Below are 12,810 nucleotides of genomic sequence, written 5' to 3'. Positions count from 1 at the left end.
CTCAATAAGACACCAGCAAGGCCGATCCGCCCTCCCCGAATTTCGGCTCGATGCCGAGAATGGGGGCCGCACGGCTGATGATCTCGCGGGCGATCGGGCCTGCGGTACCGGCGGAGATCGTTCCGCCATAGGCCTTCTCGCCGGTTTTCGGCTCATCGCAGAAGGTGATCACGGCATATCTCGGATCGTTGATCGGGAATGCGGCAATGAAGGAATTGAAGTTCAGCGTCGCCGAATAACGACCGTTCACCACCTTGTCGGCCGTGCCGGTCTTGCTGCCGACGGCAAAGCCCGGCACGCGGGCGACGCGGCCCGATCCCTTGTATCCGTTGAAATCGAGGAGATAGCGGATCTCGTCGCTGGTCGTCTTCTTGATCACCTGCGTGGCGATCTCATCGGCCTGTTCGCGGCTGCGCGGCAGGAATGTCGGCTCGATCAGCTTGCCGCCGTTAACGAGGGCGGCCGCCGCCACGCCTGTCTGCAGCGCCGTCGTCGAGACGCCATGGCCGAAGGAAATCGTGATAGAATTGATCTTCTTCCAGACGCGCGGCTGGCTCGGCATCTTCACCTCAGGCAGTTCGGTCTGCATCTTCGTCAAGAGGCCGAATTTGGTCAGATAATCCTTCTGCGCGTCGATGCCGACAATGTCGATGACGCGCGCCGTGCCGATATTCGACGAATACTGGAAAATCTCAGGCACGGTCAGCCAGCGGCGCTGCCCATGGAAATCGTGGATGGTGAAGCCGCCGATATAGATCGATTTGCTGGCATCGAAACTGTCGGTCATCTTGACCTTGCCGCTGTCGAGCGCCATCGCCAGCGAAAAGGTCTTGAAAGTCGATCCCATTTCGAAGGTGCCGTTGGTCATCCGGTTGAGCCAACCCTCCTTGGCCCCTTGCTGCGGATCGTTCGGATCGAAATCCGGCGCCGAGGCCATCGCCAGCACTTCCCCGGTATGCACGTCGATAACAGCGGCACCGGCGCCCTTGGACTGGAAGTTGTTGACGGCGTTGACGACCGCGTCCCGGACGATGTTCTGGACGCGCAGGTCGATCGAAAGCCGCACCGGCTCGAGAGGCTGGTCGCTGGTCATGCCGACCGAGGCGAGGTCGGCGAGCCCCTGGTCGTCGATATATTTCTCCATCCCGGCAACGCCACGATTGTCGATGTTAACGTAGCCGAGGATGTGCGCGGCGGTAGAGCCGCCCGGATAGAACCGGCGCTTCTCCGGCCGGAAGCCGATGCCGGGAATGCCGAGGGCCAGGATCTGGCTCTGCTGCTTCGGCGTCAGCTGCCGGCGCAACCAGGCGAAATGCGAGGTCTTCGCCGAGAGCTTTTTATAGGTGTCCCTGACGTCGAGTTCGGGCAGCACCGTCGCAAGCTTCTCGACCGCCTCGTCGGCATCGACGATCTTGTTGGGCTCGGCAAACAGCGAGACGGTGCGGATGTCGGTCGCCAGCACTTCGCCGTTGCGGTCGAGAATGTCGGGGCGCGAGGCCATCAGCCGATCGGGCGGCAGGATGCTGGAGACGACCTCCTGATCCTTCATTGCATATTCGACAAGACGGCCGCCGATAATGACGTAGACACCCATGAAGCCGAGGATCAGCAGGCCGACGCGGCTTTTAGCCTGCCCTGATTTCTTCTTGCGGGAGCCCTCGATCGCCAGGCCGGCAGGGGAAGGACCGCCGAACCGATTATAGACGCCGGCAGAAAAATGCGCCTGGCTCTTCAAGACCATGATGCGGGAAAGAAACGACATTATTCCACCGACCCCGTTTCGATCTCATCTGCATCATCTTCCGGCTCGACGCGCGGCGCGGGCTTTGGAACAGGCCGCGCCTTCGTCGTGACGGTCGCCCCGGCAAGAGCCGCGCCTTTGGCGCCGGCCTCGGTAACGCTCTTGGCGTTGGCCTCGGTCGCGCCCTTGGCGCTGGGCTCGGTCGCGCTTTTAGCGCTGGCCTTGGCCTCCGTCACGTCGGGCACCGGAACCTCAGACTTCAACATCGGCAATTCTTTGGCATGCACCAGCGCCGTCGATTGCGTCGGCTGCAGCTGCAATTCGTCATCATAGGCCTTGACCAACCGTTCAAGACGGTTCGGCTGCGATTGCAGCGCCCAGTCGGCCTTGAGAAGGTCGATGGTGTCCTCTTCGAGCTTGATCTCCGCTTCGAGGCGATGAACCTCCTCGAGCTTCAATTCGGCGCGATGCTTGATCGTATAGGTGACGGCGGCGGTGGCCGTCATGACGCCGATGAGCACGAGATCGAACGTTTTCAACATGTCAACCTCCAAGCTTTCCGAGACTGGCGAGATTGGGAAACCCAAAGAGCGACATATCCGCGGCCTCGGCCGCAGCCTCCGTCCTCAGTCCGGCGCGCAGTTTGGCGGAGCGGGCGCGCGGATTGATCTCCGCCTCCGCATCGCTTGCCGAAACCATCGGCTTGCCGATCGCCGCAAAGGTTGCCGCCCGCTCATGCGCGACAGGCAGATGCCGCGACCCCGCCGCCTTGCCGGCACGATCGGAGAAGAATTTTTTGACGATGCGGTCTTCGAGCGAATGAAAGGTGACGACGACGAGCCTCCCGCCCGGCTTCAGCGCTGCTTCCGCCGCAAACAGTGCCTGCGCCAGTTCGCCGAGCTCATCGTTGACGAAGATGCGCAAGGCTTGGAAGACGCGCGTTGCCGGATGGATCTTGTCCTTCATCTTACGTGGAGTGACGAGCTCGATGAGACCTGCAAGATCGCGCGTCGTCTCGAACGGCTTTTCCTCGCGGCGCTTCTCGATTGCATGCGCGATGCGCGGCGACTGGCTTTCCTCGCCGAGAAAATGGAAAATGCGGATGAGATCGGCGACTTTGGCGCGATTGACGACATCGGCGGCCGAAACGCCTGTCGCCGACATGCGCATGTCGAGCGGTCCATTCTTCTGAAAGGAGAAACCGCGCTCGGCCTCATCGATCTGCATGGAGGAAACGCCGATATCGAGCACGACGCCGTCAAGTCCGCCTTGCGGCACATGATCGGCAAGATGTGAGAATTGCGAATGAACGAGCTTGAGACGGTCACCATGGGCGGCGACCATTGCCTGGCCAGCGGCAATCGCCGTTGGATCGCGGTCGAGCGCGATCACCTCGGCGCCGGCAGCAAGGATGGCCGAGCTGTAACCGCCCGCACCGAAGGTACCGTCGAGAATGAGCTTGCCGGGCGTGGGCGCCAGCGCTGAAAGCACTTCATCGAGAAGGACAGGAATGTGACGAACCGGTCCGCCACCGGCATCAGTTGAACCTCCGCCAGGATTCGCCACCATTCCGTTCCCTCGTTCTTTCAGGAACGCTTGCCCGCCAGCTTGCGCTCCCCTCGTGCCTGCACCTGCGCAGCCACAAAAGCCTGCGGCTGCCAGAGCTGAAAATAGTCCGCCCGACCGACGAAGGTCACTTCGTCCGAGATGCCGGTAAAGCCGCGAATGAAATCCGTGACCATCAGCCGTCCCTCGGCGTCGAGCTTCATGAAGACCCCGCCTCCATGAATGAGAAGCGACATCTCGTTCGCATCCGGCGAAAACGGATCCTCCGCAGCAATCCGCCGTTCGAATCTTTCGAGAAGATCCGGACCGCCGACGCTGATCGCCGGAAACACAAAGTCCTGGAAGCAATAGAGCTCCTGAACATTGCGCTGCGCCAGCACGGAACGAAACGCGGAAGGCACGGAAACCCTGCCTTTGGCATCGATCCTGTTGGTCGCACTCGAAAGGAAGCGGCTCATCACACGAAACATCCGTTCCCGCAGGGATCCGGACCAAAAGACGCCCGAAACTCCCGATATCAGACACAGCTTCGCAAGCCGGATGAGCAAAAACCCCTCCGACGCTTCCGGAAAGGAAGACGCCTTTGCTTTGCGATGAATGGGCAGATGATTGCCCCGGTGCAGTGCGCATTTGGGATAGCATGGGACCATATGGGCGTCAATGGGATGCGCCCATTTTGCAGTGGACGCATGATCAAAAATTTATAAGCCGTTAAGTTTAACAAAGGGTTAGGATCACCCTCTCACGATGGCGCGCAACCGTGCTTTCGCAAAAAGAATTTTCGCCCGGCGGATTGCATGAGCATCCACTTGAAAACTTTCAGTTTCAGCAACTTATCTGGAAGTGATTCTTGAAATTGCGGCTTGATCGCGCCACAAAAGTTAATCGCCAGTTGGCCTGTAAGCCGGGTTCTGTATGGCTCCGGCGTGAACCGGAACGTGGCAGCCATTCCTCTGGGACAGCGCTCGCACGCTGCCTCGCGCAACCCACCCGGATGGCTGGCCTGGAAACCGGCCGGAAGGCCTTTCGGCCTGCCACGTCATCCCTATTCGGTCTTGCTCCCGGTGGGGTTTACCGTGCCATTTCCGTTGCCGGAGATGCGGTGGGCTCTTACCCCACCCTTTCACCCTTACCTGTCATGACAGGCGGTTTGCTTTCTGTGGCACTTTCCCTGAGGTCGCCCTCGCCGGACGTTATCCGGCACCGTGTTTCCGTGGAGCCCGGACTTTCCTCACCCTACCGCCTTTCGGCATTGATAAAGCGCGGCTGCCCAGCCAACTGGCAGGGCTCCCATAAACGAGAGAGAGGGCAATTGCCACCGAAATCAAAATTTATTTAGCGAAATTGCGGTGTGAAATCCGTGGAGTAGCCTTGTTCGCTGATTCCGCCTGCCAAAAGCAGCTCGGCCCCAAGCCGGCCGATTTCGTCCGAACTCTTGGCCGACGTGCCAGCACAGCCCGTCGCCACCGCGATTTCTGGCGATGAGGTATAGCCGATCATCGGGTAACCACTCGCCGTCTGCGACACGACGCAGGCGGCCGTCGAAATCGAGAGCGGCACCAAGTCGGGCACGAGACCTTCAACGATGCGCTTGAGGTGTGCCCCCACGCTGTCGCGCCCTTCTGTTTTGAACCAGGCCCGCATCGCCGCCTCGTCGCCGAGTGCCAAATCGTCGGGATCACCGCCGATCTTCAGGTAGAGTTTGCCGTCGGGATAGCGGATCGGCGGCAGCAGATAGATATGGAGGCCGGGCACATTTAGAATGAGCGACGGCATGGTCGCAAGGCGCGCCGCGTCGGTCTCGCTCACTTCGAAAAGCGTGACGGTCCGACCATAAACCGTCATGGCAACGGGCTTCGGCAACAGATTCTCGGCAATAGAAAATCCGCCCGCAGCCAGCAGCACCTTTTCACCGCGATAGGTCCGGCCGCCTGCAGTCTCGACGACAGCCGATCCGCCCTCGCTGCGGATCGAGACGACATGGTCGCAAATGACGGCAGCACCTGCCCTTTCAGCCAGCAGCGACTGCGCCTTCACCAGCTTGCGCGGGCTGATATGCCCGGCCCCTCTCGCCTCGAAGACGCCGGCGGCGCCATCGGGGAAGGCGAAGAAGGGAAAGGCGGCCTTCAGCCCGGCCGCGTCGAGAAGGCTGGTTTCGACGTCCAGCAAAACGGCAGCCTGCCGGGTCTTTTCGAGATAATCGCTTCGATCAAGCGCGACAACGACGCAGCCGGCCTCGCGATAAAAGTCGATGCCGCTGTCGCGGGCGATCTCGCCATAGCGACCGATCGAGCGGTTGGCGAGCAGCGCCCAGTTGCGGTCAGGATCGATGGTGCGGGTGATGCGCCCTTCATCGTAATGGCTGGCGAAAACGCCCTGATGCGCCTTGCGATCATCAGGTTCGTCCGGGCCGATCACCGCAACACCGTCCGCTTGGCGCGCCAGATGCCGCGCCGCCGCAGCCCCCATTAGCCCGCGCCCAACGACGATGTATTTGAAATCGATTGTCATCGCATTTCTCCTCAAACGAAGACCGGCGTGAGTTCACTGCCGAAATCCGCGTCGCCAAGTTGCCCTTCCGTAAGAAGCACCGCTCCCAGCCGCCCAAGTTCGTCGGAGGATTTGGCCGCGACGAAATTGCCGCCGGTTAGCACCGCGATGCGCGGCGACTGGGTATATCCGGCATAGGGATAACCGGTCGGTGTGAAATTCGCCACGCAGGGCGCCGAAGTGACCGGGCAGCTGGCAAGCTCCGGCATCAGTTGCAGGGCGATGGCTGAGAGATTATCGCGCTCGGCAGCATTGCCGTCTGAACGGAACCACGCGCCGACATCCTCCAACCTGTCGAAGGAAAGTGCCTCGGTGTCGCCACCGAGCTTCAGATAGGTCTTGCCGTCGGGATAACGCACCGGCGGCAGGATATAGATGTGGTCCTCCTCCCGGTCGCCGAGCACGATCGTCGACGGCATATCACCGAAGGTCGCCATCTCGCGCTCGCCGATCTCGTAGAAGGCGACCGTGCGCGCCAGGACTCTGGTGTCGACAGGACGCGGCAGCAGGGCATGGAAATTGCTGAAACCGCCGGCAGCGACCAACACGCGCTCGGCGCTGTAGCGTCTGTCGCCGACCGTCACCTCGACATGCGAACCGGCATCGCGCACCGATGTCGCAGTTGCCTCGATCAGCGCAACACCGCCCTGTTCGGCAAGCCTCGTCTGCGCCCGCACCAGTGACCGCGGGTTGATGTGCCCGGCGCGCTTGCGCTCGAAATATCCCGTGAAATCAGGATCGACGGCAAGATAGGAAAAACGTTGGCGAAGTTCCGACGGCGCGATGGTCTCGATATCGCTGCCAAGCGTCCGGCTGACAGTCAGCGCCCGGTTGATGTAGTTCCGCTCATCCTTCACCGTCGGACCGGTGAAGAGGCAGCCGACCTCCGAATAGAAGGAAATGCCGCTCCTTGCCTCGATCTCGCCGTAGCGGTCGAGCGCCCGGGCGGCGAAACTTCCCCAGGCCAGATTGCCGTCGAAGGTGCGGGTGATGCGCGCTTCGTCGTAATGGCTGGCGAATATCCCCTCGTGGGCGTTGCGTTGCTCCGGCTCGCGCGGGCCGATCAATGCAATGCCGTCGGCCATCGACGAGAGGTGTCGTGCGGCAGCGGCACCCATCATGCCGCGTCCGATGATGATGAACCTGAAATCGACTGCCATATCTAACCTCGTATCGAGGTAGCCCACCTCGTTTCAGGTGGGGATATCACGGCGAGCGTCCTGATTCATATCGCAAAAATGCCGGAAAGAAATTTCTCCCGACCCGTCTGGCGAAGCTCAATCGAGCATCGCCAGCACCTTGCCGCAATAGGTCTTGGATACCGGGTTCATGCGGGTAGCGGCATGGCCGGCATTGTATTTCAGGATAGTGTTGCAGGTCTGCCCGCCACCGAGCTGATGGGCGGCCGCCAGATATTTCATCCCGTATTTGATGTTGGTCTCCGGATCGAACAGGCCTTTCTTCGTACCGGAGTAACCCATCATCCGCGCCGTCGCCGGCTTGATCTGCATCAGGCCGACTTCGCCGGCGCTGCCGCGGGCATTCGGATTGAAATTGCTCTCGACACGCACGACAGCCTGGGCGAGCGCGACGGGCACGTTGTATTCGGCGGCATATTTATTGATCAGCACGGCATAGGGAGTGCTCGTGGAAAAATCCGGCATGGCGTAACCGCTCTGGCGATCGACGGTTTTCAACGAGATGGTTTCGGCCCTGGCACCCCAGTCATCCCCCGCCAAGGCAAAACTATATCCCGCCAGCAGCATGCCAACGCATGCCGCAGCACCAACAATCATATTCTTCATGTAGTCTATTCACTCCGACCCATAGAATTGCAGGACTGCGCGCCTCGCCGTCATCCGGTTATACGCGATCAAGGATTGACCGTGTTCCGCAGCAATTCTTATCGTTTCATTTGGCGCTCATCGTTACACTTGGAAAGGCCGCGAGCGCTGTTCAGCGGGCGTTCTTAGACCATCGCAATGAGGAGATAATAGGGAAATGATGTGGCGAGGTGGTTTTCCCGCCGGTCGCGAGAAATCCGCCCTGATGTCCGGCTCTTCCGCTCAGGAATAACGCGGCAGCGCCGACAGCAGCCGGTGCAGCGTATCGATTGTCGAGAAATCGGCGATGCCGTCCACCCGTTCGGGACGAAAATGGCGTTGGAAGGCTTCCACGTCACCTGCCGTCTTTTCGGAAAATTGACCTGTGATTTCAGTGCTGTAGCCATAGAGAGACAGCATCGACTGCAGTGCTTCGACAGGCTGGCCGGCGTCACCCCGCTGGAAGAAGCGTCCGCCGGTGATCGTTGCCGGCTCGACCCAGTGCCCGATGCCCGCCCGGTGAAGTTCGGCCCAGGGGAATTTTTCGCCCGGATCAACCTTGCGGATCGGGGCTACATCGGAGTGCCCGAGGACCCGTTCCGGCGCGATCGACCAACGTTTGACACAGTCGCGACACAATTCGATCACCGCGGTGATCTGCTCATTCGGATAATCGGGAAGCCCGCCGGGATGGCCGGCATTGGCGATCTCGATACCGATCGACAGCGAATTGATATCCGTCTCGCCCTGCCAACTGCTCTTTCCAGCGTGCCAGGCACGCCGCGCCTCCGGTACGAGCTGCACCACCTCACCGTTCTCATGCACGAAATAGTGGCTGGAAACCTGGCTTTCGACGCGACAGAGCCAGTCGAGCGCGCCATCTGCCGTTGGCATGCCGGTATAGTGCAACAGGACCATGTCTGGACGGCGCCCGTCCGTTCGCTCGCCGTGGTTTGGCGAAGGCTGCACGCGGGCGCTGCGGCAGTCGGCCTCGAACGAGGTCATGCGGCACGGCGTTCCTTCTCGATCGCCGCATAGGCTGCATTCAGCGCCGCCATGCGTTCGTTGGCGATCACGTGGAATTCCTTGGGCACGCCGCGCGAGATCAGCCGGTCGGGATGATGTTCGCTGACGAGGCCATGGTAGCGGCGGCGGATGGTCGGGAAATCATCCGACGGCGAGACGCCGAGCACCTTATAGGGATCGCGGCCGGACGAGACATGGCGTGCGGCGATCTGCTCGAAGCGGGTCTCGCTCATCTGGAAGATCTCACCGATATGGCTGAGGAAATTCAGTTCCTTCTCGTGGATCAGCCCATCGGCCTTGGCGATGTGGAAGAGGCCGTCGAGCACGTCTTCCAGCACGGTGCAATTGGCCGCGCAGGTGACGCAGAGCGTCGAGAGCCGTTCGGCATAGGCCTCGTAGCCAGCGACGTCCTGGCGTGCAAGGTTGTAAAGCCTGGCGACGTTCTTTGCCTGATCCTGTGGGAATTCGAAGATTTCGCGGAAGGCTTCGACCTCCTTCTCGCTGACGATGCCGTCGGCCTTGGCCATCTTGGCTGACAGCGCGATGATCGCCACGGAGAAAGCCACTTTGCGCCGGGTCTCGGGATCGCCTTCGAAAACTGTTCGGATAGCCTCGACCACCGCAGACAGCGCATTGCCCGCGGTATTGCCAATGGCATTCAACAGTTTTTCCCAGAAGGACATCGAAATCTCTCGCATGATTATAGGCTTATATGCAAACAGCTTGACCAAAGAATCGTAGCCTTTGCAAGGCGGCTATTGGTCGTAGGGCCGAACACAGTTTTCACGATTTTGTAATTGTCGCACCGCAGCAAAGGATTCTCGTGCACTCGGCACTTCCGCTACGGTGCGCGCCACGCCGGCAATTTCCACAACTGTTCTCGGCAGTCAGAACCGGCCTGAAACGATTATATCAGTTCTTCCGGTCACTACGCGGCAGAAAGGCGCTTTTTCGTAAATTCTTTACTTTACAGGCTCCTTTCCCTGCCGCATCCATGCGCTCATGCATTTCGCCCGGAAGTGCAGCGGTTCCGGGATAGCGACGTGCATAAAAACAATGAGCTAAGCGCATCGCTTGAATCGACTTTGATGCGACGCCTATAGCTGATGCCGCCGCACCGAAACGCCATAGGAGGGATCATGGCCAAGCAGAAAGTTGCAATGCTGACCGCCGGAGGCCTTGCGCCCTGTCTCTCCTCCGCCGTCGGCGGCCTCATCGAACGCTACAGCGACATCGCCCCCGACCTCGATATCGTCGCCTACAAGTCCGGCTACCAGGGCGTACTGCTCGGCGACAGCATCGAGATCACCCGCGAAATGCGCGAAAAGGCGCCGCTGCTGCATCGCTACGGCGGCTCGCCGATCGGCAACAGCCGCGTCAAGCTCACCAACGCCGCCGATTGCGTCAAGCGCGGCTTGGTCAAGGAAGGCGAGAACCCGCTGCGGATTGCCGCCGAACGCCTCGCCAATGATGGTATCACCATTCTCCACACGATCGGCGGCGACGACACCAACACCACGGCCGCCGACCTCGCCGCCTATCTCGCCGCCAACGGTTACAACCTCACCGTCGTCGGCCTGCCGAAGACTGTCGACAACGACGTCGTGCCTATCCGCCAGTCGCTCGGCGCCTGGACGGCCGCCGAAGTCGGCGCGCATTTCTTCGACAATGTCGGCAACGAGCAGACGGCCGCCCCCCGCACCCTCGTCATCCACGAGGTCATGGGCCGCCATTGCGGCTGGCTGACGGCCGCTACCGCCCGCGCCTATCTCCAGCGCACCAGCCGCAATCAGTATGTCGACGGCCTGATCATGAACGCACATCTGAAGAGCATCGACGCCGTCTACCTGCCTGAGATGGCCTTCGACCTCGACGCCGAGGCTGCCCGCCTGAAGGAGAGCATGGACCGCAACGGCCACGCCACGGTCTTCGTCTCCGAAGGCGCCTGCCTCGACGCCATCGTCACGGAGCGCGAAGCCGCCGGCGAGACCGTCAAGCGCGACGCCTTCGGCCATGTGAAGATCGACACGATCAATGTCGGCGCCTGGTTCCAGAAGCAGTTCGCCAGCCTGTTGAACGCCGAACGTTCGCTCGTGCAGAAATCAGGCTACTTCGCCCGATCGGCGCCGGCCAACGGCGACGATCTCCGGCTGATCCAAAGCATGGTCGATCTCGCCGTCGAAAGCGCGCTCAACAAAGTCTCCGGCGTCACCGGCCATGATGAAGCGCAGAACGGTAAATTGCGCACTATAGAATTTCCGCGCATCAAGGGCGGCAAGGCTTTTGACCTTTCGACGGCATGGTTTGCCGAAGTCATGGACAATATAGGTCAGAAATACAAAGAAGCGTGATTGACGGATGGTTAATATGATGTCTTTGCTTGTTCCCGAGGAATAGGGAGGAGACACCATGTCACTTGAAGCTTGGCTCGCTTTTGCGGCCGCATCCGCCATTATGCTGGCCATACCGGGGCCGACGATACTGCTCGTCGTTTCCTATGCGCTCGGTCATGGCCGCAGGACTGCGTTTGCAACGGTGTGCGGCGTGGCGCTGGGTGACTTCACCGCGATGACGGCGTCTCTCTTTGGTCTCGGCGCCGTCCTGGCCGCCTCCGCCACCCTTTTCACCGTCCTGAAGTGGATCGGCGGCGCCTACCTGATCTGGCTGGGAATCAAGCTCTGGCGGGCTCCCATCATCGGCGAACCGGTTGCCGACAACGACAATCTGCCGGAAGAGAAGTCGCTCAAGATCTTCCTCCACGCCTATGTCGTCACCGCCCTCAATCCGAAGAGCATTATCTTCTTCGTCGCCTTCGTGCCGCAATTCCTCAATCCGGCCCTGCCTTTCGTCGGTCAGATGGCGATCATGGAGGCCACATTCCTCGTACTGGCGATCCTCAACGCTTCCACCTATGCGTTTCTCGCCCATACCGCGCGCGGACTGATTCGCAAGGCGAGCATCCAGCGCGCCGTAAACCGTACCGGCGGCACGCTGCTCATCGCTGCAGGCGCCGTAACGGCCGGGTATCGCCGTATTGCAGCCTAGTAACATTGCGTGGTTGCCGGAATGTCACAAATAGGTTAATGGGGTCACCAGGGCTTAAGGTTTTTAGTAACTTTTATACGCTGCCGGGGCGGCGCGATTTCACGAAAGTGGCGGAATGGTAGCGATCGGATTGTCCGGCCTGAAACGCAGTCTTGTCGTTTCGACGATACTCTGCGGCGTGATGACGGGATGCGCCAGCGTCGAATACACATCTCAGGCCGAACTGACAGCCGCCCAGACCGTTGTGCCGATGCCTAAACCCGGTGAAGACGCCACGCTTGCTGCGATTCCGACAGCCGAAGGCACAGCCGGTCAGGCAGTCGCCGGCGCCACCCTTCCCCAGGCATCCCCTTCCCCGACCGCGACGGCGATGCCGACCGTGACAGCCTCTCAGCCTGCCGACCTCGCCATACAGCCGGCAGCCTATGCGCAAATTCCGCTGACGCCCGAAATGACGGCGATCCAGTCGGTGGTGCCGACGCCGCGTCCAGGATCCCCTGCGCAGCCGACGACGCAGCTTGCCTTTGCCGCGACACCGCAGAACGGCGCGCTTGCGGCACTTGCCGCAGTCGATACGACGCCGCGTTCCAGCATGGACTACGGGTTCGATGAATCCGGGCCGATCGATCCGCCGACGGCGCCGCCGATGTTTAGCGACGACGACAAGGACGATGCGCCGACCGTCGAAAAGAGCTTCGTTACCAAGCTCATTCAGAAATATTCGAAGCTCTACGAAATTCCCGAGACGCTGCTCCACCGCATCGTCCATCGCGAGAGCCGCTACAACGCCAAGGCCTACAACAAGCGCGGCTATTTCGGCCTCATGCAGATCAAGTACAACACCGCCAAATCCATGGGGTATGACGGCGCCCCCGGCGGTCTTTTCGATGCCGAGACCAACATCAAATATGCCGCGAAATATCTGCGCGGCGCCTGGCTCGTCTCCGACAGCAAGGAAGACGATGCCGTGCGCCTCTATGCGCGCGGCTATTATTACGACGCCAAGCGCAAGGGCATGACCGACATCGCCCAGGGCAACTATTAAGCAATAGAACGACT

General features: G+C 60.6%; 12 protein-coding genes and 1 other RNA gene. 3 read left to right on the top strand and 10 right to left on the bottom strand.

Features of this window, described 5'->3' with window-relative positions:
* Position 1: 1 nt before the first annotated feature.
* The 10 genes from HJB82_RS06305 to HJB82_RS06260 all read right to left on the bottom strand — a co-directional run bounded on the left by HJB82_RS06305 (position 2) and on the right by HJB82_RS06260 (position 9,389).
* Complete coding sequence (locus tag HJB82_RS06305; protein WP_164011719.1) at positions 2-1,762, bottom strand: penicillin-binding protein 2; 1,761 nt, start codon at positions 1,760-1,762, stop codon at positions 2-4.
* Positions 1,762-2,283, bottom strand: a complete 522-nt coding sequence (locus HJB82_RS06300; RefSeq protein WP_207581134.1) for a hypothetical protein — start codon at positions 2,281-2,283, stop codon at positions 1,762-1,764. Before HJB82_RS06300 ends, HJB82_RS06305 begins: the two co-directional genes overlap by 1 nt.
* A gap of 1 nt (position 2,284) precedes the next feature.
* Complete coding sequence (gene rsmH / locus HJB82_RS06295; RefSeq protein ID WP_221115799.1) at positions 2,285-3,310, bottom strand: 16S rRNA (cytosine(1402)-N(4))-methyltransferase RsmH; 1,026 nt, start codon at positions 3,308-3,310, stop codon at positions 2,285-2,287.
* Positions 3,311-3,327: 17 nt separating this feature from the next.
* Entirely contained in the window at positions 3,328-3,765 is a 438-nt protein-coding gene (mraZ, locus tag HJB82_RS06290) for a division/cell wall cluster transcriptional repressor MraZ (protein WP_221115800.1), read from the bottom strand.
* Positions 3,766-4,191: 426 nt separating this feature from the next.
* Positions 4,192-4,589, bottom strand: an RNA gene (gene rnpB, locus HJB82_RS06285) — RNase P RNA component class A.
* A gap of 53 nt (positions 4,590-4,642) precedes the next feature.
* Positions 4,643-5,818, bottom strand: coding sequence for an FAD-binding oxidoreductase (locus HJB82_RS06280; protein WP_207581137.1), 1,176 nt, complete (start codon positions 5,816-5,818; stop codon positions 4,643-4,645).
* A gap of 11 nt (positions 5,819-5,829) precedes the next feature.
* Positions 5,830-7,017 carry an FAD-binding oxidoreductase gene (locus tag HJB82_RS06275; RefSeq protein WP_221139722.1) on the bottom strand — a complete coding sequence of 396 codons (1,188 nt, stop codon included), beginning with the start codon at positions 7,015-7,017 and terminating at the stop codon, positions 5,830-5,832.
* Positions 7,018-7,134: 117 nt separating this feature from the next.
* Positions 7,135-7,662, bottom strand: a complete 528-nt coding sequence (locus HJB82_RS06270) for a lytic transglycosylase domain-containing protein (RefSeq protein ID WP_007630080.1) — start codon at positions 7,660-7,662, stop codon at positions 7,135-7,137.
* 261 nt (positions 7,663-7,923) lie between these two features.
* Positions 7,924-8,685, bottom strand: a complete 762-nt coding sequence (locus HJB82_RS06265) for an N-acetylmuramoyl-L-alanine amidase (protein ID WP_221115802.1) — start codon at positions 8,683-8,685, stop codon at positions 7,924-7,926.
* Positions 8,682-9,389 (bottom strand): DnaJ family molecular chaperone, encoded by a 708-nt coding sequence (locus HJB82_RS06260; protein ID WP_164011729.1) that lies wholly within the window; start codon positions 9,387-9,389, stop codon positions 8,682-8,684. The genes HJB82_RS06265 and HJB82_RS06260 overlap by 4 nt, the downstream gene beginning before the upstream one ends.
* Before the next feature lie 456 nt (positions 9,390-9,845).
* On the opposite strand from HJB82_RS06260, the gene HJB82_RS06255 reads away from it, so the two are divergent.
* From HJB82_RS06255 to HJB82_RS06245, 3 genes are all read left to right on the top strand, one after another.
* On the top strand, positions 9,846-11,057 hold the full coding sequence (locus HJB82_RS06255; protein WP_221115803.1) for a pyrophosphate--fructose-6-phosphate 1-phosphotransferase: 1,212 nt from the start codon (positions 9,846-9,848) through the stop codon (positions 11,055-11,057).
* Between the two features lie 58 nt (positions 11,058-11,115).
* Positions 11,116-11,751, top strand: coding sequence for a LysE family translocator (locus HJB82_RS06250; protein ID WP_221115804.1), 636 nt, complete (start codon positions 11,116-11,118; stop codon positions 11,749-11,751).
* A 115-nt stretch (positions 11,752-11,866) separates the two neighbouring features.
* Positions 11,867-12,796, top strand: coding sequence for a lytic transglycosylase domain-containing protein (locus tag HJB82_RS06245; RefSeq protein WP_221115805.1), 930 nt, complete (start codon positions 11,867-11,869; stop codon positions 12,794-12,796).
* Positions 12,797-12,810: the final 14 nt, after the last annotated feature.

Origin of the sequence: Rhizobium sp. NZLR10 (assembly GCF_019685125.1) — a bacterium.
GTDB lineage: Bacteria > Pseudomonadota > Alphaproteobacteria > Rhizobiales > Rhizobiaceae > Rhizobium.
Note: the sequence above shows the minus strand (reverse complement) of the source record. Positions and strands in the feature narration are given on the sequence as shown.

What these genes read in the sequence shown, in the direction of transcription:
- HJB82_RS06275 (WP_221139722.1), bottom strand. Translation starts at nt 7,017, where the DNA reads ATGGCAGTCGATTTCAGGTTCATCATCATCGGACGCGGCATGATGGGT.
- HJB82_RS06305 (WP_164011719.1), bottom strand. Translation starts at nt 1,762, where the DNA reads ATGTCGTTTCTTTCCCGCATCATGGTCTTGAAGAGCCAGGCGCATTTT.
- HJB82_RS06260 (WP_164011729.1), bottom strand. Translation starts at nt 9,389, where the DNA reads ATGTCCTTCTGGGAAAAACTGTTGAATGCCATTGGCAATACCGCGGGC.
- HJB82_RS06255 (WP_221115803.1), top strand. Translation starts at nt 9,846, where the DNA reads ATGGCCAAGCAGAAAGTTGCAATGCTGACCGCCGGAGGCCTTGCGCCC.
- rsmH (WP_221115799.1), bottom strand. Translation starts at nt 3,310, where the DNA reads ATGGTGGCGAATCCTGGCGGAGGTTCAACTGATGCCGGTGGCGGACCG.
- mraZ (WP_221115800.1), bottom strand. Translation starts at nt 3,765, where the DNA reads ATGAGCCGCTTCCTTTCGAGTGCGACCAACAGGATCGATGCCAAAGGC.
- HJB82_RS06245 (WP_221115805.1), top strand. Translation starts at nt 11,867, where the DNA reads ATGGTAGCGATCGGATTGTCCGGCCTGAAACGCAGTCTTGTCGTTTCG.
- HJB82_RS06280 (WP_207581137.1), bottom strand. Translation starts at nt 5,818, where the DNA reads ATGACAATCGATTTCAAATACATCGTCGTTGGGCGCGGGCTAATGGGG.
- HJB82_RS06270 (WP_007630080.1), bottom strand. Translation starts at nt 7,662, where the DNA reads ATGAAGAATATGATTGTTGGTGCTGCGGCATGCGTTGGCATGCTGCTG.
- HJB82_RS06300 (WP_207581134.1), bottom strand. Translation starts at nt 2,283, where the DNA reads ATGTTGAAAACGTTCGATCTCGTGCTCATCGGCGTCATGACGGCCACC.
- HJB82_RS06250 (WP_221115804.1), top strand. Translation starts at nt 11,116, where the DNA reads ATGTCACTTGAAGCTTGGCTCGCTTTTGCGGCCGCATCCGCCATTATG.
- HJB82_RS06265 (WP_221115802.1), bottom strand. Translation starts at nt 8,685, where the DNA reads ATGACCTCGTTCGAGGCCGACTGCCGCAGCGCCCGCGTGCAGCCTTCG.